Source organism: Bradyrhizobium liaoningense (assembly GCF_018130825.1).
Lineage (GTDB): Bacteria > Pseudomonadota > Alphaproteobacteria > Rhizobiales > Xanthobacteraceae > Bradyrhizobium > Bradyrhizobium liaoningense_B.
This window is the reverse complement of sequence record NZ_JAFCJS010000004.1, coordinates 97023-116699: the sequence shown is the minus strand read 5'-3', so window position 1 is coordinate 116699 and position 19677 is coordinate 97023. Positions and strand designations below refer to the sequence as shown.

Annotated in this window: 23 protein-coding genes and 1 tRNA gene; 15 read left to right on the top strand and 9 right to left on the bottom strand. The window is 64.8% G+C overall.

Annotation, left to right across the window (positions count from 1 at the left end):
- The first annotated feature begins 86 nt into the window (after positions 1–86).
- Positions 87–464, top strand: coding sequence for an ArsR/SmtB family transcription factor (locus JQ603_RS19140; RefSeq protein WP_211413233.1), 378 nt, complete (start codon positions 87–89; stop codon positions 462–464).
- A 208-nt stretch (positions 465–672) separates the two neighbouring features.
- Here JQ603_RS19140 and JQ603_RS19135 read toward each other — a convergent pair.
- A tRNA-OTHER gene (locus JQ603_RS19135) sits at positions 673–748 on the bottom strand.
- Between the two features lie 54 nt (positions 749–802).
- Positions 803–1504 (bottom strand): class I SAM-dependent methyltransferase, encoded by a 702-nt coding sequence (locus JQ603_RS19130; protein WP_212341715.1) that lies wholly within the window; start codon positions 1502–1504, stop codon positions 803–805.
- Positions 1505–1614: 110 nt separating this feature from the next.
- On the opposite strand from JQ603_RS19130, the gene JQ603_RS19125 reads away from it, so the two are divergent.
- The gene (locus tag JQ603_RS19125; protein ID WP_212341714.1) at positions 1615–2139 is read left to right on the top strand and encodes a Dps family protein; all 525 of its coding nucleotides are present in this window, start codon (positions 1615–1617) and stop codon (positions 2137–2139) included.
- Positions 2140–2263: 124 nt separating this feature from the next.
- Here the strand turns inward: JQ603_RS19125 and JQ603_RS19120 are convergent, their stop codons facing one another.
- Entirely contained in the window at positions 2264–2785 is a 522-nt protein-coding gene (locus JQ603_RS19120) for a cupin domain-containing protein (RefSeq protein ID WP_212341713.1), read from the bottom strand.
- A gap of 148 nt (positions 2786–2933) precedes the next feature.
- Here JQ603_RS19120 and JQ603_RS19115 point away from each other — a divergent pair, with 148 nt between their 5' ends.
- Entirely contained in the window at positions 2934–3149 is a 216-nt protein-coding gene (locus JQ603_RS19115) for a hypothetical protein (RefSeq protein WP_212341712.1), read from the top strand.
- Between the two features lie 36 nt (positions 3150–3185).
- On the opposite strand, the gene carA is transcribed toward JQ603_RS19115, so the two are convergent.
- Positions 3186–4376, bottom strand: a complete 1191-nt coding sequence (gene carA / locus JQ603_RS19110; RefSeq protein ID WP_212341711.1) for a glutamine-hydrolyzing carbamoyl-phosphate synthase small subunit — start codon at positions 4374–4376, stop codon at positions 3186–3188.
- A 146-nt stretch (positions 4377–4522) separates the two neighbouring features.
- On the opposite strand from carA, the gene JQ603_RS19105 reads away from it, so the two are divergent.
- From JQ603_RS19105 to JQ603_RS19075, 7 genes are all read left to right on the top strand, one after another.
- Entirely contained in the window at positions 4523–5224 is a 702-nt protein-coding gene (locus tag JQ603_RS19105; protein WP_212341710.1) for an alpha/beta fold hydrolase, read from the top strand.
- 60 nt (positions 5225–5284) lie between these two features.
- Positions 5285–5740, top strand: coding sequence for a GatB/YqeY domain-containing protein (locus JQ603_RS19100; protein ID WP_018643800.1), 456 nt, complete (start codon positions 5285–5287; stop codon positions 5738–5740).
- 252 nt (positions 5741–5992) lie between these two features.
- Positions 5993–7159 (top strand): epoxide hydrolase family protein, encoded by a 1167-nt coding sequence (locus tag JQ603_RS19095; RefSeq protein ID WP_212341709.1) that lies wholly within the window; start codon positions 5993–5995, stop codon positions 7157–7159.
- A gap of 42 nt (positions 7160–7201) precedes the next feature.
- Positions 7202–8812, top strand: a complete 1611-nt coding sequence (locus tag JQ603_RS19090) for an acyl-CoA synthetase (RefSeq protein WP_212341708.1) — start codon at positions 7202–7204, stop codon at positions 8810–8812.
- 8 nt (positions 8813–8820) lie between these two features.
- Positions 8821–9288 carry a MarR family winged helix-turn-helix transcriptional regulator gene (locus JQ603_RS19085; RefSeq protein WP_212341706.1) on the top strand — a complete coding sequence of 156 codons (468 nt, stop codon included), beginning with the start codon at positions 8821–8823 and terminating at the stop codon, positions 9286–9288.
- Positions 9289–9369: 81 nt separating this feature from the next.
- The gene (locus JQ603_RS19080; protein ID WP_212341704.1) at positions 9370–9738 is read left to right on the top strand and encodes a YybH family protein; all 369 of its coding nucleotides are present in this window, start codon (positions 9370–9372) and stop codon (positions 9736–9738) included.
- Positions 9739–9740: 2 nt separating this feature from the next.
- A complete protein-coding gene (locus JQ603_RS19075; RefSeq protein ID WP_212341702.1) occupies positions 9741–10184 on the top strand; it encodes a hypothetical protein in 444 nt (147 codons plus the stop codon).
- On the opposite strand, the gene JQ603_RS19070 is transcribed toward JQ603_RS19075, so the two are convergent.
- Positions 10185–12416 (bottom strand): ATP-binding protein, encoded by a 2232-nt coding sequence (locus JQ603_RS19070; RefSeq protein ID WP_212341700.1) that lies wholly within the window; start codon positions 12414–12416, stop codon positions 10185–10187. It lies immediately after the preceding gene.
- 271 nt (positions 12417–12687) lie between these two features.
- Here JQ603_RS19070 and JQ603_RS19065 point away from each other — a divergent pair, with 271 nt between their 5' ends.
- Positions 12688–13461, top strand: a complete 774-nt coding sequence (locus tag JQ603_RS19065; RefSeq protein WP_212341699.1) for a DUF2189 domain-containing protein — start codon at positions 12688–12690, stop codon at positions 13459–13461.
- 159 nt (positions 13462–13620) lie between these two features.
- Here the strand turns inward: JQ603_RS19065 and JQ603_RS19060 are convergent, their stop codons facing one another.
- Genes JQ603_RS19060 through JQ603_RS19045 form a run of 4 tightly spaced genes read right to left on the bottom strand, consistent with a single transcriptional unit; the run spans position 13621 to position 15371 of the window.
- Positions 13621–14133, bottom strand: coding sequence for an SRPBCC family protein (locus tag JQ603_RS19060; RefSeq protein ID WP_212342435.1), 513 nt, complete (start codon positions 14131–14133; stop codon positions 13621–13623).
- Positions 14133–14600 carry an SRPBCC family protein gene (locus JQ603_RS19055; RefSeq protein ID WP_212341698.1) on the bottom strand — a complete coding sequence of 156 codons (468 nt, stop codon included), beginning with the start codon at positions 14598–14600 and terminating at the stop codon, positions 14133–14135. Before JQ603_RS19055 ends, JQ603_RS19060 begins: the two co-directional genes overlap by 1 nt.
- On the bottom strand, positions 14600–15064 hold the full coding sequence (locus JQ603_RS19050; protein WP_212341697.1) for an SRPBCC family protein: 465 nt from the start codon (positions 15062–15064) through the stop codon (positions 14600–14602). Before JQ603_RS19050 ends, JQ603_RS19055 begins: the two co-directional genes overlap by 1 nt.
- Entirely contained in the window at positions 15057–15371 is a 315-nt protein-coding gene (locus tag JQ603_RS19045) for an ArsR/SmtB family transcription factor (RefSeq protein WP_212341696.1), read from the bottom strand. The genes JQ603_RS19050 and JQ603_RS19045 overlap by 8 nt, the downstream gene beginning before the upstream one ends.
- 117 nt (positions 15372–15488) lie before the next feature.
- Between JQ603_RS19045 and JQ603_RS19040 the strand changes: the two genes are divergently transcribed.
- The 4 genes from JQ603_RS19040 to JQ603_RS19025 all read left to right on the top strand — a co-directional run bounded on the left by JQ603_RS19040 (position 15489) and on the right by JQ603_RS19025 (position 19472).
- A complete protein-coding gene (locus tag JQ603_RS19040) occupies positions 15489–16934 on the top strand; it encodes an LVIVD repeat-containing protein (RefSeq protein WP_212341695.1) in 1446 nt (481 codons plus the stop codon).
- 2 nt (positions 16935–16936) lie between these two features.
- Positions 16937–17467, top strand: a complete 531-nt coding sequence (locus tag JQ603_RS19035; RefSeq protein WP_212341694.1) for a hypothetical protein — start codon at positions 16937–16939, stop codon at positions 17465–17467.
- Positions 17468–17694: 227 nt separating this feature from the next.
- On the top strand, positions 17695–18315 hold the full coding sequence (locus JQ603_RS19030; RefSeq protein ID WP_212341692.1) for a LysE family translocator: 621 nt from the start codon (positions 17695–17697) through the stop codon (positions 18313–18315).
- Positions 18316–18488: 173 nt separating this feature from the next.
- A complete protein-coding gene (locus JQ603_RS19025) occupies positions 18489–19472 on the top strand; it encodes a DUF3592 domain-containing protein (protein ID WP_212341691.1) in 984 nt (327 codons plus the stop codon).
- The last annotated feature ends 205 nt before the right edge of the window (positions 19473–19677 follow it).

Genomic DNA, 19677 nt, shown 5'->3' with positions numbered 1-19677 from the left:
ATTGAACTATCGAACGAAGCGGTTTCACTGTCAATTGGTTCAAGAACTATTGAACATTGCGGACGCATCGCTATGATTCCGGGATCATGAGCCGCACGCCGCACCATCCCACCCGCGAGCAGATCGAGCTGCCGATGGTTCTGGATTGCCTGAGCGATCCGATCCGTCTGGCGATCGTCTACCAGCTGGCCCAGCAGGAACGTGTCAGCAGTGAACTCCGCTGCAGCGATTTCAGCGCGCTGAGCGGCAAGTCGAACCTCGCCTATCACTTCGCCAAGCTGCGCGACTGCGGCCTGATGCAGACCCGCGTGGCGGGCACCAACCGCTTCATGCGGCTGCGACGTGAGGATCTGGAGGCGCGCTTCCCGGGCCTGCTCGATGCGGTGCTCAGCTCCGCAGCCAAGGATGCCGACCGGCTGCCGCTGCTGCCGGAGTGCGAATTGGTCGAGGTTGACCGAAAATGAGACGGTTGCGCGTGGGCTGCCTATTTGCCCCGGCGCGCGTTGCCGTCAGTCCGTCTTCGCTTTCGCTTCGCTCCAGCTACGCCGGACACGCTTCGCCCCTGCTGGTCTAGCGTGGCTGCGCCACGCCCGTCTTCGCCCTTCGGGCTTCGCCGAGGCAACCTTCGCACGATGGGGCTTGCCCAGCCGAAGCGGCGTCAGCCGCGAAGGCTGGAGACCCGGCCTGGATTTGAACCAGGATGAAGAGCGTTGCACCGCCCTTGCGTAGACGCTTCCGCCACCGGGCCGGCGCGAACCTTACTGATTGCAGTGCGACAAGCCACAACGACTAATTGTTATGCTTAACGAACCAGCGGTGGCCGCGCGATGAAGGTCATGCGCCAACGATTGTGGCCGATATTGGCGTGAGCGCGCTGGACTGCGAAGCCGGCGGCCTTCAGCTTCGCGGTGATCTCGTCCTCGCTGTAGCGCTGCAGCCCGATCTTCGAGCGCAGCTGACGGTAATCCGACAGCGCGGTGCTGATCAGGCCGATCAGCGCGTCCTTCAGGAAGCCGTGACGCAGACCGAAGCCGAGCAGGGCCATCACGTCCCTGAACATGCCGACCTGGGGCTGAAGGATGTCGCCGAGCACCAGCTTTCCCGAGGGAGTCAGCAATCGCCGGATATTGAGCAGCGCGGCATCGAGCTCCTCGCCCGTCATGTATTGCGCGACCGAGTTCATCACCACGAGGTCGACGGACTGGTCCTGCATCTTGCGGACGTCGTCGAGCGAGCGGACGCGGATCTTGGTGTTGGGGGCAAACCGCGCGATCAGCCGGCCGCGCACGCCCGGCGCCGGTTCGGCCAGGATCAGCTTGCCGCAGGCGGCCGCCACCTGGTTCGCCGACAGCGCTTCGCCACAGGCGTAATCGAGCACAGTCGCCTCGGGCGAGGTGATGTAGCCGATGATGTCCCGCGCAATGATCTGGAAGTGCAAGTCGCGATGCAGCTTGCTGACATAGATCGTATGCGTCGAGTCGTAATAATCGATCCAATCGTCCATGGTATCCGCGGGTCCCAAACGGTTCCTGTCGAGGAACCGGCGCTGCCCGCCTTGCGTTAGGGGTGCGACGGCGCGCCGTCAATGTCCGCGTCCTAACAGGAAGGTTTCCCGTGAGCAAAACCAACAACAAGGTCTCGCCCGATCTCGACACCCCCACCGATCTGTCGCCCGACGGGGTCAAGAAGGTCTCGGAGCAACTGAACGTGCTTCTGGCCGATGCGTTCGCACTGTATCTGAAGACCAAGAATTTCCACTGGCACGTCAGCGGCCGGCACTTCCGGGACTACCATCTGCTGCTCGACGAGCAGTCGGATCAGATCTTCGCCACCACCGACCAGCTCGCCGAGCGCGTCCGCAAGATCGGCGGCACCACGCTGAAGTCGATCGGCCAGGTCGCGAAGCTCCAGACCATCAAGGATAACAACGAGGACTACGTCCCGCCGCGCGAGATGCTGCGCGAGCTGATGCAGGACAACAAGCACGTCGCAGCCGCGATGCGCAAGGCGCACGACGTCTGTGACGAGGCCGGCGACGTCGCCAGCGCCAGCATCCTGGAAATCTTCATCGACGAGACCGAGCGGCGCACCTGGTTCCTGTTCGAGGCGACCCGGCAGGAAGGCAGCAACGCGGCGTAGGCGCGCTGCTGTAGCTGCCGTAGGGTGGGTTAGCGTAGCGTAACCCACCTCTTCTGTTTCCTCGGAGATAGACGGTGGTGGGTTACGCCTTCGGCTAACCCACCCTACGGCACTGCACGCGTAGCTACCCCCACAACCGCATCAACGCCCCATCCTTCCCCGTCACGGGATCGGCCGGCGGCAGTGCGACGTCTGGAATCGTCTTCAGTGCTTTCGCATGGTTCTCCGGCGTTGCCCGCGTGATCTGCATCTTCGCGCCGGGCGGGTAGGCGCCGATGACGCAGAAATCATCGCTCGCCGTGATGCACTGATGCCCCGTGCCGGCGGGCAGGATCGCGACATCACCGGCCTTGATCTCCAGCTCCTGGCCATGGTCGCCGCCGAATCGGACGCGGGCACTGCCGCGCGCCACGCCCAGCACCTCGTGCACCGTCGCATGATAGTGCAGATAGTCGTAGACGCCGTTGCGCCACGTCCCGCCCCATCCGTTCTCCTCGAACAGGTTTTCGACGGTCTCTTCGGGCCGCTCCGGATCGAGCTTCACCGCACCCTGGTAGACCAGGAACGGAAGGATGTTGTTCGGCACGAGCCCGTCATCCTCGAACACGATAGCGAGCGGCTCGGTCTTGTCGCGGACGACGGACATGGCAGGACTCCGGGTAGCGATAGACTAGGAATCAAGACGGCGCGGGTCGCTTGGTTCCTGACACCAGTCCATACCCCGGCTTGACGAAGATCAAGGCGCAGGCGGCCATTGGCGGGCACGCAAGTCAAAGCGAAAGAGAGGGAACGCCATGTACGCATCCGACGTTGCGCAGCGTCATTTCTCGGCGGCCATCGATGAAGCTGAGACGGCCGGCCTCGGGTACGAAGCCGTTTGCCGCGCCTTGCTGAGTCTGGTGATTTCGAAATATCTGGAGACGAGGTCGGTCGCCGACATCCAGGCGGAGCTGCGCTTCGTCGCCGAGAACTGCGATCCCGACACGGACTTCATGTTCATGCGTCCGTGACGGAGCCGGCGGAGTCATCCGCCGGCGATTTTGGCCTTACGCGCTCTTCTTCTGCCGCATCAGATCGGCAAAGCGCTGGAACAGATAGTGCGAGTCGCGCGGACCCGGTGAGGCCTCGGGGTGGTACTGCACCGAGAACACCGGCTTGCCGTCGAGCTGGATGCCGCAATTGGAGCCGTCGAACAGCGAGATGTGGGTTTGCGTCGCGCCCTTCGGCAGGGTCTTCTCGTCCACGGCAAAGCCGTGGTTCATCGAGGTGATCTCGACCTTGCCGGTGGTCTCGTCCTTCACCGGATGATTGGCGCCGTGATGGCCCTGATGCATCTTCTTGGTTTTCGCACCGACAGCGAGGCCGAGCATCTGGTGGCCGAGGCAGATGCCGAAGGTCGGCGTGCCCGACTTGATCACGTCCTGGATGACAGGCACCGCGTACTTGCCGGTCGCGGCCGGATCGCCCGGGCCGTTGGACAGGAACACGCCGTCCGGCTTCATCGCCAGGATGTCTTCGGACGAGGTCGTCGCCGGCACCACCGTCACCTTGCAGCCGACACCGGCGAGCAGGCGCAAGATGTTGCGCTTGATGCCGTAGTCGATGGCGACGACGTTGAACTCGGGCTTCTCCTGCCGGCCAAAGCCCTTGTCCCACAGCCACGGCGTCTCGTCCCAGGTGAAGCGCTGGCCGCTCGTGACCATCGGCACGAGGTCCATGCCCTCGAGGCCGGGCCATTCGCGCGCTTCTTCCTTGAGACCGTGCAGGTCGAACTCGCCGGTCTTGGAGTGCGCGATCACGGCATTGGGCATGCCCTTGCTGCGGATCAGCGCGGTCAGGGCACGGGTGTCGATGCCGGAGAGGCCGATGATGCCGCGCGCCTTCAGCCAAGCGTCGAGATGCTTGGTGGCGCGGTAGTTCGAGGGATCGGTGATCGCGGTACGCAGGATCACGCCGCGCGCGCCGGGCGTCGCGGCCATGTTCACCGTCTCGATGTCTTCCTCGTTGGTACCGACATTGCCGATATGCGGGAAGGTGAAGGTGATGAGCTGGCCGGCATAGGAGGGATCGGTGAGGATCTCCTCATAACCGGTCATCGCGGTGTTGAAGCAGACCTCACCGACGGCATGGCCTTCGGCGCCGAGACCAAAGCCTTCGAGCACCGTGCCATCGGCAAGCACGAGGAGCGCGGTCGGTTTGTGGTCCGGCCAAGCGGGATCATTGTCATGTTGTGTCATGAGCCCGCTTCATAAGCCCCCTGCACGCGCCCGTCAAAGCGGGAGAGGGCCGATTCACATGCGTTTTTGCATATTTGACAGCTCGTCTCGGCCACTTAAGCTCGGCCGCACAATTTCCGGCAATTTGAGGGGCTTGCGAGGCAATAATGGACCAGACCACCCCGCTTTTGCTGGTTCCGGGGCTGGCCTCCTCGGCTCGGATCTACGCCCCGGTTCTCCCCGCTCTGTGGCGGCTCGGCCCGGTGATGATTGCCAACCATATCCGCGACGACAGCATGGCGGCGATCGCCGCCAGGGTGCTGAGCGAGGCGCCGCCGCGCTTCGCGCTCGCCGGCCATTCCATGGGCGGCTACATCGCCCTCGAGATCATGCGCCAGGCGCCCGGGCGGGTGGCAAGGCTGGCGCTGATCAACACTCAGGCACGCCCCGACACGCCGGAGGCGATCGCGCGCCGCCGCGGCCTGATGGAGCGCGCCAGGCGCGGCGAGCTTCGCGCCATCCGCGAGGAGAGCTTTCCGGAGCTCGTGCATCCGTCGCGGCGCGATGATGCCGATATTCTCAAGCTCATACATGCGCAGGATGAGGATGTCGGCGTCGAAGGCTACCTGCGGCAGCAGACCGCGATCATCGCGCGGGTGGATTCGCGCCCGACCCTTGCAGCCATCAAGTGTCCGACATTGGTGCTGACGGGCGACGCAGACAACACGATCCCCAACGCGTTCTCGAAGGAGATGGCGGAGAGCATTGCCGGCGCACGGCTCGTGATCCTCGATCGCTGCGGGCACCTGCCGCAACCGGAACAGCCGGAAGCGACAGTGCGTGCGCTCACCGAATGGCTCGCGAGCTAGGTTGTGTGGAGGCCGCAAACGGCCTAGATCAGGCGTCATATATTCGAAGGGATCACGATCATGCTGCGCGACGACATCAACAATGCGGTCAAGGAGGCCATGAAGGCCAAGGACGAGCGCAAGCTGTCCACGCTGCGCATGGTCAACTCGACCATCAAGAACGCCGACATCGACGCGCGCGGGCAGGGCAAGCCGCCGCTGTCGGATGCCGATCTGCTCGCGGTGCTCCAGAAGATGATCAAGCAGCGCCAGGAAGCGGTCGAGCTCTACGACAAGGGCGGCCGCGCCGAGCTCGCCAAGCAGGAGCGCGAGGAGATCGAGGTGATCTCGGCTTACTTGCCGAAGCAGATGTCCGAGGACGAGGTGAAGAAGGCGATCGCGGACGCGATCGCTGAAACCGGCGCTGCCGGCATGAAGGACATGGGCAAGGTGATCGCCGTGTTGCGCGCGAAATACGCGGGACAGATGGACTTCGGCAAGGCCAGCGGTTTGGTGAAGGCCGCGCTGTCGGGCTAGTGCTGTCCTTACCCTCCCATCGAGGGGTCCGGGACGAGCGTAGCTCGCCCGTGGTCGATCGCGCGCAGCGCGAGCGGGGTGGGGTGATCTCTCCACTCGGGCAGCGCATCGGTGGAGAGACTGTCACCCCACCTCGGTTCGCATGCCGCTTCGCTCCATGCGAACCGATCCTCCCCCTCCAGGGGAGGATGGGCACCTTTGATGCGGCATCAGTTCGGTCTACTCTCCCCATAAGAAGACAGGGGAGGCACGATGACCGGCGCCATCAAACCGTTCCGCATCGCCATCAGCGACGACATCCTCGCTGACCTCAAATGGCGCCTTGCGCGCACGCGCTGGCCGGAGGCGGAGCTGGTCGACGACTGGAGCCAGGGCGCGCCGCTGAAGTGGATCCAGGAGATCTGCACCTACTGGGCTGATGGTTACGACTGGCGCGCCCGCGAAGCAAAGCTCAATCGCTTCGCGCAGTTCACCACCGAGATCGACGGGCTCGACATCCACTTCATCCATGTGCGTTCGAGAGAAGCGAATGCGCTGCCGCTGATCATCACCCATGGCTGGCCCGGCTCGATCGTCGAATTCCAGAAGGTGATCGCGCAGCTGGTCGATCCTGCCGCGCATGACGGCAATCCTGCCGACGCCTTTCACGTGATCTGTCCCTCGCTGCCCGGCTTCGGCTTCTCCGCCAAGCCGAAGTCCACCGGCTGGGGCGTCGACCGCATCGCGGCGACCTGGGCGAAGCTGATGGACCGGCTGAGCTATACGCGCTATGGCGCGCAAGGCGGCGACTGGGGCTCGGCGGTGACGACCTCGCTCGGCGCGCAGGATGTGGAGCATTGCGCCGGCATCCACATCACGCTGTCCTTCAATGCGCCGCCGCGCACCGAGGGCGAGCCGACCGCGGAGGAGAAGCGCGCGCTCGCCGGCCTCAAGCACTATGTCGATCTCGACTCCGGCTACTCCAAGCAGCAGTCGACGCGGCCGCAGACGCTCGGCTATGGCCTGACGGATTCGCCGAGCGGGCAGGCGGCCTGGATCCTCGAAAAATTCTGGGCCTGGACCGATTGCAACGGCCATCCCGAAAACATCTTCAGCAAGGACGAGCTGCTCGACAACGTCATGCTGTACTGGGCGACGGAGACGGCGACCTCGTCGGCGCGTCTCTATTGGGAGAGCTTCGGCAGGCGGCGAACGACGCCGGTGGTGAAGGTGCCGACGGGTGTCGCGGTGTTCCCCAAGGAGATCATCACGCCGGTGCGGCGCTGGATGGAACCGAACTTCCACAACATCACCCATTGGAGCGAGATGGAGAAGGGCGGTCATTTCGCCGCCTTCGAGCAGCCGGAGCTGTTCGTGCGCGATGTCAGGAAGTTCTTTGCGACGGTGCGGGGCTCTTGTCCCGAGCACTCACGGCTCTAGACTGGGCCATAACAACAAGACACCGGGAAAACGACCAAGCCGATGCTCACCGAAGCCAAGACCTATGACGAACTCATCCGCAACTTCCGCTGGGACGTCCCGGCGCGCTTCAACATGGCGGAGGCGTGCTGCGACCGCCATGCCGACGGCACCGGCCGCCTCGCGCTGATCTATGTCGACGAGAACGGCGCCACCAGCCGCACCTCCTTCGACGAGATCGCGGACATGTCGCGCCGGTTCGCCAATGTGCTGAAGGCGGACGGGCTGGTCCGCGGTGATCGTGTCGCGGTGTTCCTGTCACAGTCGCTGGAACTCCCGATCGCGCATATGGCGGCGTTCCGCTCCGCGCTGATCTCGATCCCGCTGTTTGCCCTGTTCGGCGAGGACGCACTCGAATTCCGCCTGTCGAATTCGCAGGCAAGAGCCATCATCACTGATGAGGCTGGCTGGGAGAAGCTCACGAAGATCCGCGATCGGCTGCCCTATTTGCAGGACATCTATGTCACGAGCGGCGCCGTCCACGCCGGCGCAAAGCCGTTCTGGTCCGCGATCGAAACCGCGTCCGAGGATTTTGCAAACGTCGACACCTCGGCCGACGATCCCGCGCTGATCATCTACACCTCGGGCACCACGGGCAATCCGAAGGGTGCGCTGCATGCGCATCGCGTCGTGCTCGGCCATCTGCCGAATGTGGAGATGTGTCACAACTTCCTGCCGCGCCCCGGCGATCTCATGTGGACGCCGGCGGACTGGGCCTGGATCGGCGGCCTCGTCAACGGCCTGCTGGCATTCTGGTATCACGGCATCCCGCTGGTCGGCCATCGCGCGCGAAAATTCGAGCCGCAGGCGGCGATGCAGATGATGGCCGATCTCTCCGTGCGCAACGTCTTCCTGCCGCCGACGGCGCTCAAGCTGATGCGGCAGGCCGGTGTGAAGCACCCCGGCGTCAGGCTGCGCAGCATCTTCACCGGCGGTGAATCCCTCGGCGGCGAACTCTTGGGCTGGGTGCGCGAGACTTTTGGCATCGACGCGCACGAAGTGTTCGGCCAGACCGAGTGCAATCTCGTGATCGGCAGCAACTCGAATCTCTTTCCGATCCGGCCGGGTTCGATGGGCAAGGCGACGCCGGGCTTCGATGTCCGCATCGTCAACGACAAGGGCGAGGAATTGCCGCGCGGTCAGCGCGGCATCATCGGCGTGCGCCAGCCGTGTCCGGTTACCATGCTCGAATACTGGCGCAATCCGGAGGCGACGGCGAAGAAATATGCCGGCGAATTCCTGCTCACCGGCGATCTCGGCGTGCAGGACGAGGACGGCTATTTCTGGTACGTCAGCCGCGAGGACGATGTCATCACCACGGCCGGCTACCGCGTCGGCCCGTCCGAGATCGAGCATACGCTGATGAAACACCCCTCGGTGGCGATGGCCGCCGTGGTCGGCATCCCCGATCCGATCCGCACCGAGTCGATCAAGGCCTGGATCGTGCTGCGCCCGGGCTTTACCGGCAGCGACGCGCTCGCGCGCGAGATCCAGGAGTTCGTGAAGGTGCAGCTCGCCGCGCACGAATATCCGCGCTATGTGGAGTTCGCCGAGACGCTGCCGATGACGGCCACGGGCAAGGTGCTGCGGCGCGAGTTGCGGGCGAGGGGTTAGGCTTTTCCATGTCGAAGACGTCTCAGGCCGCGGGGCTGCATCGCGCCTCGCTTGCGAAGCTGCACGAGCTCGATGCGGCGCTGGAGCTGATGTATTACGGCTGGCGCGGGATGACGCTGGAGGCCGACGACTATCTCGCCAAGCAGGGCCTGTCGCGCCCGCACCATCGTATCCTCTACGTCGTGGCGCGCCGGCCCGATATCGCGATCGGCGCGCTGATCGAGGTCCTCGGCATTTCCAAGCAGGCCCTGAACCGGCCGCTTAATTTGCTGCTCGAGCGCAAGCTCCTGACGTCGAAGCGCGCGCCCGAGCAGCATCGCTCGAAGCTGCTGCGCCTGACGGCCGCGGGGCAGCGCATCGAGCAAAGGGCGTCGGACCACGAGCGCAAGGTCATGCGCCAGGCGTTCGAGCGCGCCGGGGCGTCTGGCACGGCGGCCTGGATGGCCGTCATGGAGGCGATCGCCGACAACAACTGACGGCTTCTCAAGTCAACATAGTTGACATGAGAGCGCGGCTTTGCCACTTTCCCGGCCAACGGGCCAGGGGAGGGCTCTGCCATGAGCGCAGGGAAGATGGATCGCGCGGCGGCCGAACGTTTCGTCGCCGCATGGCATGCGAGCTGGTGCAAGGTCGACATCGACGCGGTCGTCGCGCATTTCGCCGATGATGCGCAGATGCGCAGTCCGCTGGCGCTCGAACTGACAGGCTCCCCCGTTGTCGCGGGCGCGGAGAACATCCGCGCCTATTGGCGGCAGGCCTATGGCCACATCGAAAGCGCGGACCTGAAGATCCTGGGCTGGAGCTGGGACGAGGTGATCGCGCGGCTGACCGTGTGGTGGCAATTGGGCGGCACGCGCGCCAGCGAGTTCATGGACTTCGACGCCGCGGGCCGTGTGATCCGCAGCGAAGCCTTTTACGGAAAATAGCCATGCGTCTTTCGGATATCGTTCTGCTTCTCAACTCGCTCTGGTTCGTCGGAGCCTTCATCCAGTTCAGCATCGCCCAACGCAACACGCTGAAGATATTGCTGCCGCGGGAAGAGCGCGGCAATCCGATCGCGCCGACGCTGGCGGCGAGCGTCGCGTTTCTCGGCGGGATGAACCTGCCGATCGGGCTGTTGTCGTTCTATCTTCTGGCCGCGCGGCCGGTTTTCTTCCAGCCCGTGCAGGCGCAGCTCGTGCTGTTCCTGTTCTTCTCCGCCTGCCATTTCAGCCAGTTCGCCTATAACCTTCCGGTCTTGATGCGCGGCGGACGCGTCGGGGTGGCCTACTGGCCGGTGTTGAAGGGGCCGATGCTCCGGATCTTCGTCATCGACGCGGCGCTGTTCGCGGCCAATCTCGGCGTGGCGCTCCAGCTCGCCTTCTCGTCCTGATTATCGCGACGGCGCCGACAGGGCGGCACGCAGCATCGCGGCGAGATCCTTGCGCCGGAACGGCTTTGTCAGGATGCGGGCGTCGCCGATTCCGTCGGGCGTCTTGACGGGATCCTGCGTGTAGCCGGAGGTGAAGAGCACCTTGAGCCCGGGCCGCAGCGCCGTTGCTTGCCGCGCAAGCTCTGGCCCGAACATGCCGCCGGGCATCACGACGTCGGTGAACAGCAAATCGATGTCCCCGCGCTGGCGCAACAGGTCCAGTGCCGCGGGACCATTCGACCGCGCGATGACGCGGTAGCCCAGCGCCTTCAGCTCGTTCTCGACATAGGCTCGCACCATGTCGTCGTCCTCGACGACGAGAATGGTCTCGCTTCCATCGTGTGCCGCGATCCGCTCTGCCGGCAATGGATCCTCGGCCGGCGGCGTCGCAAGACGAGGAAAGAAGAGCCTGACGACGCTGCCGTGTCCCGGTTCGGACTGCATCTGCACCAGGCCGCCGGACTGTCGCACGAAGCCGTAGACCATGCTGAGGCCGAGCCCGGTCCCCTTGCCGACCTCCTTGGTGGTGAAGAACGGCTCGAAGGCGCGGCTCGCCACCTCGGCGGTCATGCCGGTGCCGGTGTCGGTCACGGCCACCATGACGTAGTCGCCCGGCCGCGGTTCGCCGTTGACGTCGAGGTCGGATTCGCCGAGCGAGATGTTGCGCGCCTCGACCGTCAGCTTGCCGCCGTCGGGCAAAGCGTCGCGCGCGTTGAGCACGAGGTTGAGCAGCGCAGTCGCCAGCTGGCCGGGATCGACGCTGGTCATCCATAAATCCGCATCGAGCGCGAAGGTGCACTCGATGTGCTCGCCCAGGGTTCGACGCAGCAACGGCTCCATGTTGAGCAGCTTGCCGGCGATGTCGATGTCGCGCGGCCTTAAGGGCTGCTTGCGCGCGAAGGCGAGCAGGCTCCGCGTCAGATCAGAGCCGCGCTCGGCGGCGGTCGCGATGTCGCCAGCGATCCGGTGCAATTCCTTGTTGCCTGCCAGCTGGTCGGCAAGATGCTCCGAATTGCCGAGAATGACGGTGAGGAGATTGTTGAAATCATGCGCCACGCCGCCGGTGAGCTGGCCCATGGCTTCCATCTTCTGCGACTGGCTGAGCTTCTGGTTGAGTTCGGCGATGGCGGCGCGTTGCTGCTGCAGCGACTCGGCGGTGTCGTTGAGCAGGGTCATCAGCCCGCCGAGCTCGCCGCCCGGATGGGGCGGCGGAATGCGCGCGCTGAGATCGCCGCGCCCGAGATTCTTCGCCATCGCGGCGAGCCGTCCGACCTGGCGCCCGACGCTCACGGTCGCGAGAATCCAGACCGCCGCCAGCAGCAGCAGCGAGGCCACCGTCAGGATCGCCAGGTCCTCGTAGAGCCGGCGGTTCGCCGCCGCGACCAGCCCGTCCTTGGACCGTCCGACCAGGATGTAGAGACCGGCATCCCGGGTCGACGGCGAGCGGGCGGCGACACTCCAGACATGGGTGCGGCCCTCGCGATCGGTGACCTCGTGAACGGACTCCCGGTCGGGCGTTGCCGCGAAGCGAAACAGTTCGGATCCGGCGATCGACCCGCCGACGGGCTCGGTCCAGCCTGCGCCCGAGGGTGCGACCAGAACCGTGCCCTTGCCGTCGACGAGCAGGATATCCTTCTCGCCGAGCAGGCGCTTGTGGTGAAACTCCGCGAATTTGCGCAGGTTGAACGAAGCCAGCAGGATCAGCTTCAGCGCGCCCGCGTCCGTCCGCACCGGATAGGCGATCTGGAGCACCGAGATTCCAGTCAGCCGGCCGAAGACCGGTTCGAGCACGACGCGGTTCGAGGCCAAAGCCTGCTTGAAATAGGCGCGGTCCCGGAGATCGAGGCTGCGGTTGGTCCGCAGCGAGTCGCAGAACAGGCTGCCATCGGGGTCGATGGTCAATATTCCGGTGAACTGCGGGTATTCCTCGCGCACTTCCGACAGGAACGCCGAGCACGCCGCCTTGTCGCGCGTGTCGAGGTCGCGGGCACGGGCGAGACCGTAGTGAAGCTGCGCGGTGCCCCGGATCTTTTCGTCCAGGTCGCCTGCAATCTCGTCGGCGGCCGCCGCCAGATTGGTCAGGGCGGCGTTGATGTCGCTGCTGCGGTTCTGCATGAAGCGCAAGCCGACGAGGCCCGCGGGCACCAGCATGGCCGCGATGACGAGAATCAGTAGCCGGGTATGCAAGCTCATCGTTCGAATGGTCCGCTCTGGTCATCGCGCGTTGGGGGCGGAGGTACAATTTGCGGCACCGCCCTCCGCTCCGTCCATAGGCATGGTGCCGAAAAGCGAGGAAAGATTTTGACATACACGCGTGGCGGGTGGGCCAGGGCGACGAGCCGCTGTCGGGCTTCCTCCAATACCGTCAACCCGTGATCAACTCGCGCGTGCGCGCGGCGGCGAAGGGCAGTAACATCGAGGTCGCGTGCGACGAAGATCGTGCCGGTAAATGAGGAGGAAGCTGATGTCCATCTCGGGCAAGGTCGATCCGGTCGTTCGTCCCGTGGTGGCAACTGACATCGCCGAGGCCCTGGTCGAGGGCCTGCGCGACTTCCAGGCGCTGCCTTTCTACGGGCTTTGCTTCGGCGCGCTCTACGCCGCCGGCGGCATCGCCATCATGCTCTGCCTCACCGCCTTCGGCATGGTCTATCTGGTCTATCCCCTGGCTGCCGGCTTCGCGCTGATCGGCCCCTTCGTGGCGATCGGCCTCTACGAAGTCAGCCGTCGCCGCGAGCGCGGCGAGCCGGTGTCGTTCGGTGCGATCTGGTCGGCGGTCCGCTCGCGCAGCGAGATCGGTTGGATGGCGTTCGTCACGCTGTTCGTGTTCGTGATCTGGATGTACCAGGTGCGGCTCCTGATCGCGCTGCTGCTCGGCCTGCACGCCTCGTTCTCGAGCCTGCAGGAATTCATGACGGTGGTGCTGACGACCAACGAGGGCCTGCTGTTCCTCGCCATCGGCAACGCGGTCGGCGCCGTGCTGTCGCTGATCCTGTTCTCGCTGACCGTGGTGTCGTTTCCGCTGCTGCTCGATCGCGAGGTCGATTTCGTCACGGCGATGGTGACGAGCGTGCGTGCGGTGGTGACGAGCCCGCTGCCGATGATCGGCTGGGCCGCCGTGATCGTGATGCTGCTGGTCGTCTCGGCGCTGCCGTATTTTCTCGGGCTGATCGTGACGCTGCCGGTGCTCGGGCACGCGACGTGGCATCTGTATCGGCGGCTGGTCGTGCCGGCCCCATAGTCGTCCCGGCGCAGGCCGGGGCGACTCAGTGCCGTAGGGTGGGCAAAGCGAAGCGTGCCCACCGCGTCTGTGCTGTATTGGGTCAGTGGTGGGCACGGCGCAAGTGCGCCTTTGCCCACCCTACGATATCGAGTTCGCGGAGACAGACCCTCGTCTCGCCTACGGCGTCTTGATCCCCATCGCCTTCAGCGCATCGAGCATCCGCTGCGGCGGGCCCATTTTCACCACCAGCGGCTTGCCGGTCTCGAGCACGCTCTTGAGGCTGGAGAGGATCGCCGGCCAACCCTGCCGTCCGCCTGCGAGGATGTCGTCGCTGAGCGGCCGGTCATGGCCTTCGCTCATGGTGAGACGCACCGCATCGCCGACCTGTTCGATCTCGTAGGTCACGAGCGTCGGGCCGAGCTTTTCGATCAGGTCCGGCCAATTGACGTTGAAGGTGACGGAGAGCTTTCGCGGCGGATCGTAGGCGAGAACCTCGCCGCTGATGTGCAGCGCGCCATCGGGCGTGCGCACGATGAACGCGCCGCCGAGCCGCGGCTCGACCTCCACGGCGTTGCCGAAGAAATACTGCTTGCTGAATTCGGCCGAGGTCAGCGCCTCCCACACCTTCTCCGGCGTCGAGGCGATATAGATGGTGTAGACCGTGAGCGGCTTGAACTGGTCGAGGTTCATCACGCGAACCCTTCGATGTCGAGTGCTGCAGGCGGGATTGCCGGCGCCTTGCCGGTCTCCAGCAGGCTCTTGAGCCCGGACAGGATCGCGGGCCAGCCCTTGGAGATGCCGTCGAGCAGCTTGCTGCCTGCGGCAAAGCCTTCGTGCGTCACGGTCAGCTTCACGAGATTGCCGTAGGGCACGATGGTGAAAACGACCTTCGTTGCCGCTTCGTTCCGCATCTCCTCCATCAGCTCGTGCTTGAACGTATAGGAAAGCCGCCGCGGCCGTTCGGCCTCGAGGATCTCGCCGGTGTCCGTGACCTTGCCGCCCATCACGAGGGCGAAGGGCGAGCCGACCTTCCAGTCGGACCTGACTTCGGTATCGAACCAGTACTGCCTGGTGAACTCGCTCGACGTCAGCGCCTCCCAGAGCTTTTCCGGCGTGGTCTCGATATAGGTGACGTAGATGAATTCGGGCCGGGTCATCACGCAGCGTCCTTCGTCGAATAGGTCGGCGGCACGATTCCGATGGTGTGGCCGGTCTCGAGCAGGCTCTTCAGGTTCGACAGCACCATCGGCCAGCCGCCGGAGATGTCGCGCAGGGTCTTGCCGTCCTCGCCGAGTTCGTCATGGGTGACGGTCAGCTTGACGACCTTGCCGCGCGGTTCGAGATCGAAGGTGACGCGCGAGATGCCCTCGCCCGCGGCCTCGGGCTTGCGATTGTGCCAGCTATAGGCGAGCCGCCGCGTCGGATCGCAGGTGATGACCTCGCCTTCGATCGTCGGACTGCCATTGTTGGTGAAGCGGTAGGATGCGCCTTCCTTCCAGTCGGAAGCAATGCGGTGGCCGAACCAGTAGCGCTCTGTGAAATCGCCGTCGGTGAGGGCCTGCCAAAGCGCTTCGGGAGAGGTCTCGATATAGGTCACGTAGACATAGCTCGGTTTACTCATCGCGTTTCTCCAACTGACGTTTCAACTCCCCGAGCGCGGCGAGCTTGCCGCGCTCGAATTTCTTGATCCAGCGCTCGCCGATCTGATGGATCGGCACCGGGTTGAGGTAGTGCAGCTTCTCGCGGCCATGCTTGAAGGTCGTGACCAGATTGGCCTCTTCGAGAATGGCAAGGTGCTTGGTGACGGCCTGCCGCGTCATCGCGAGGCCTTCGCAAAGCTCGTTCAGCGTCTGGCCGTTCCTGGCGTGAAGCCTGTCCAGCAGCGACCGTCTCGATGCGTCCGCCAGCGCTTTGAAGACCTCATCCATGGCAACGATAATAGGCAACCAAATGGTTGCATGTCAAGATGGTGTCTTTGGGCCGCCGGATCGACCGTGTTAGCCTTTCATCTCAGCCAACGCAGATTGGTTCCTGGGAGGACATTGATGTTCCGTTGCGTCTTGACTGCCGCAGGCCTCGTTCTTTTCGCCTGCAGCACCTTCGTCTACGCGCAGAAGCAGACGATCGGCGCGTCGCCGGAAGCTTCCAACATGAAGCTGGTCGGCACCAACGACCTCCAGGCGCGCAGCGCCTATCAGCCGACCATCCATCATCAGGGCGATCGCTGGATCGCCTATATCGGCCATCACGGCGGCACCGACGACGTGCCCGCTCCGGTCAATCCGATAACGGGGCAGGCGGAGCCGAACGGAACCTCGATCGTCGACGTCACCGATCCCGCACGTCCAAAATATCTGCGGCATCTGCCGGGGCAGGAAGGCAAGTATGAATCCGGCGGCGCGCAGATGGTGCGGGTCTGCGACGGCAAGACCTTGCCGAAGGGCGATCCCAATGCGGTCTACATGCTGCGCACCTTCGGCAGCGAGGCGCATGAGATCTGGAACGTCACTGATCCCGCCAGCCCCGTGCTCATCACGCGCATCGTCGGCCTGAAGGACACGCACAAGAGCTGGTGGGAATGCGACACCGGCATCGCCTTTCTGGTCTCGGGTGCGCCGGACTGGCGCACGCGGCGCATGACGCAGGTCTATGACCTCTCGGATCCCGCGCATCCGCAGAAGATTCGCGACTTCGGCCTGCCGGGCCAGGAGCCGGGCTCGACCGGCGCGGTGCCGACCGAGCTGCATGGACCGATCTCGACCGGGCCCCACGGCAACCGCGTCTATTTCGGCTACGGCACCAACAAGGGCGGCATCCTGCAGATCGTCGATCGCGAGAAGCTCCTGACCGGGCCGAAGGAGCCGACGCCGGACAATCTCCGCTTTCCCGAGATTGCGCGGATGCCGATGTCCGCCTTCAATGGCGCGCATACGACGTTCCCGATGCTCGACATGCCGGTCGCGGAATTTGCCGAGGACAAGGACGGCAAGACGCGTGACATCGTCATGATCGTGGACGAGGCGATCCTCAACGAATGCGGCGAGGCGCGGCAGATGGTGTGGTTCGCCGATGTCACCACCGAGACGCGGCCGATGATGATCTCGAGCTATACCGTGCCGGAGGCGAGCGGGCAGTTCTGCCAGCGCGGCGGCCGGTTCGGCTCGCATTCGTCGAACGAGAGCATGGCGCCGGTCTATTACAAGAAGATGGCCTTCATCGCCTTCTTCAATGCCGGCGTACGCGCGCTCGATATCCGCGATCCCTATCATCCGAAGGAAGTCGGCTATTTCATCCCGGCGATCACCGCGGCGACCGACAAGCGCTGCATTCCGGTCGAGGGCGGCGAGCGCTGCAAGGTCGCGATCCAGACCAACAATGTCGAGACCGATGATCGCGGCTACGTCTACATCGTCGACCGCGCCAATACCGGCCTGCACATTCTCGAACTGACAGGTCCGGCGCGCGCCGTGGCCGGTTTGCCCCGGAACTGACGATGCGGCGCGCGATGATGATCGCGGCCGTGATCGCGCTCGGCGTGCTGTCCGGTGCGCGAGCGGATGAGACGGAGCGCGCAGGACGTTGGCAGGAGATCGCCCGGCCGTTTCCCCGCGATGGCTGGCCCGCGGGCCGCGCGTTTCGCTGTATCGCGGGCGGCTGCGATGGTGCCGAGCTCTACATCCGCGCCAAGCGCGGCTTCTGCAATTGCGACACCGGCGTCGCCGATGACGACGAGGTCGACCGCGTCACCGACATCGATCTGATCAGTCCACGCTTTGTCCCCGCAGCGCCGGGCCACGCCGTGGATGTCGCCGCCATGCAGGGCCGCATCAGGCACTACGACCTCGCCATGCCCGACGGCGCCCGCCACGCCGCCGCCGGCATTGCTCTTTCGCGCCGCTGCGATTTGCTGGTTGCGGTGGCGCAAGGCGCGGGCGAGGCGAACGCCGTGCAGCGTGCGGCGCTGGTGTTCCTGGAAACGGAGGAGATGAAGCAATGGATGGCGGCTGCGCTCGATGGCAGGTGAGGGAGGCGCGGCTCGCGCCAAGTCCTCCGCTGTCATCACCCGCGAAGGCGGGTGATCCAGTACTCCGAGGCGTTCGTGGAATACGGGAAGGCCGCGGCGTACTGGATACCCCGCCTTCGCGGGGTATGACACCGCGGCTTGGGCGGGCACACCGCACTCATCTCACTTCCGTTCCCGCCCATCCCATGCATTAATACCCCCAATCCGCCCTCAGCCGAGTCCTCCCCATGATGTCCATGCAAGCCTATCTCGCCTTCGTCGCCGCCTGCATTGCGCTGGCGTTGCTGCCGGGTCCGATCGTGACGCTCGTCATCGCCAATGGCCTGCGCCATGGCACGCGTGCGGCGCTGACCAACGTTGCCGGCGCGCAAGCCGGCCTCGCCATCGTCATCGGCATCGTCGCGATCGGCCTGACCTCGCTCATGGCGACCATGGGCTACTGGTTCGACTGGGTGCGCTTTGCCGGCGCGGCCTATCTGGTCTGGCTCGGCATCAGGCTGATCTGGGCGCCGGTCGAGGGCGTCGATGTCGACGCGCCGCCTCCGCCGCCGCGCGGCGGGTTCTTCCTGCAAGGCTTCCTGGTGCTGCTGTCCAACCCGAAGGTGCTGGTGTTCTTCGGCGCCTTCATCCCGCAGTTCATGGACATGAGCCAGCCGCACTTTCCGCAGGTCGCGCTGCTGGGCGCCACCTTCATGGTCACGGCCGTGATGACGGACGCGCTCTACGCCATCGCCGCCGGGCGCGCGCGAAAATTCTTCTCGGCCCGTCGCACGCGGTTGATGTCGCGCATCTCCGGCGGCTTCATGATCGGCGGCGGTATCTGGCTGGCGCTTACAAGGGCCAAATGAGCGAAGGCATGATCCGGAAAAGTGCGTAGCGGTTTTCCGAAAAGATCATGCCTAAACAACAACCTAAAGCGCGATGGCGATTCATTTCGATCTCATCGCGCTTTAGCCCGGTTGAACCTCCGGCAGTGGCGATGCGTCCAAGGAAGCATTGCCGCTGACCTGGGATTTTGACCGTGCCGAATTTGCCGCCGCTCGTTTACGCGATGCTGCTTGCGCCGCTCGCGCTCATCCTGATTGCCGCCATCGTCAAGACCTGGCAGGCGCGCGAGGCGCGAAGCTGGCCGCAGGCCGCGGGCAAGATCGTCACCTCGGTCGCGGAGGTGCGCGAGGTCAGGGTGTCCGACGACGAGCGCGAGGACGGTTATCGCACCGAGAGCCGCAACTTCGCCAACGTCACTTACGAATATTCGGTCGGCGGCCGCAAGCTGCGCTGTGATCGCATCTCGATCGGCGAGGACCTCGGCAATTTCCAGGTCGCCGAGAAGCTGGCGAAATATCCGGCCGGCAGCATCGTCACCGTCTATTACAATCCGCGCCATCCCGATCAGGCCGTGCTGGAGCGCGATCTGCCCAAGGGGCTGTGGGGTTGCCTCGGCATCGGTTCGGCGATCGTGCTCGCCATCATCTTCGGCTCGGCCTTCGGCCTCAACCAGAGCTACCAATATCTCGCCGATCACATCGGCCGGCCGGATCTTGCGGGCCTCGTCGTCGCCTTCGGTGCGTTCGGCCTCGTCATCGGGCTGATGGCGTGGGGCGTGCAGCGGCAGGCCTCGATGGCGACGCGCTGGCCGGTCGTGCCGGGCACGATCAAGCTGTCGGGCATCGAGGAGTATCACGAGGCCAGCGAGCCCGGCGAGGCGCGCGGCCTCGAGATGTTCGGCAAGCGTGTGACCTACACCTATCGCCATCAGAACATCAGCTACACCAATGAATGCGCGCGCGTCGCGGCAGAAACGCCGTCTGCCTCGGACGAGATGCTGAAGAAATTGATGTCGCGCTACCAGGATGGCGCGACCGTCGAGGTCCGCGTCAATCCCGACAATCCGGCCGAAGCCACGCTCGACGCGCGCGGCGACGGCCGCATGGCCTATGTGCTGTGGGGCATCGCCGCGATCTTCTCCGCGCTGGCGCTGTTCGTCGCAACGCGCGGCGGTTAGTGGGAGGCTGACGGCTTCGTCGTCCCCCGCTGCGCTCCCTCCCCCCTTGCGGGGGAGGGCAGGGGAGAGGGGTAGCCCAGCAAAAGGTGTAGCCGTCGTCGAGAAGAATTCTTGCTCGCATGAGAGAGTGTGCCGTGTGGCCCCCTCTCCCTAACCCTCCCCCGCAAGGGGGGAGGGAACGTAGTGTGCGCAGTGGCGGCACCTC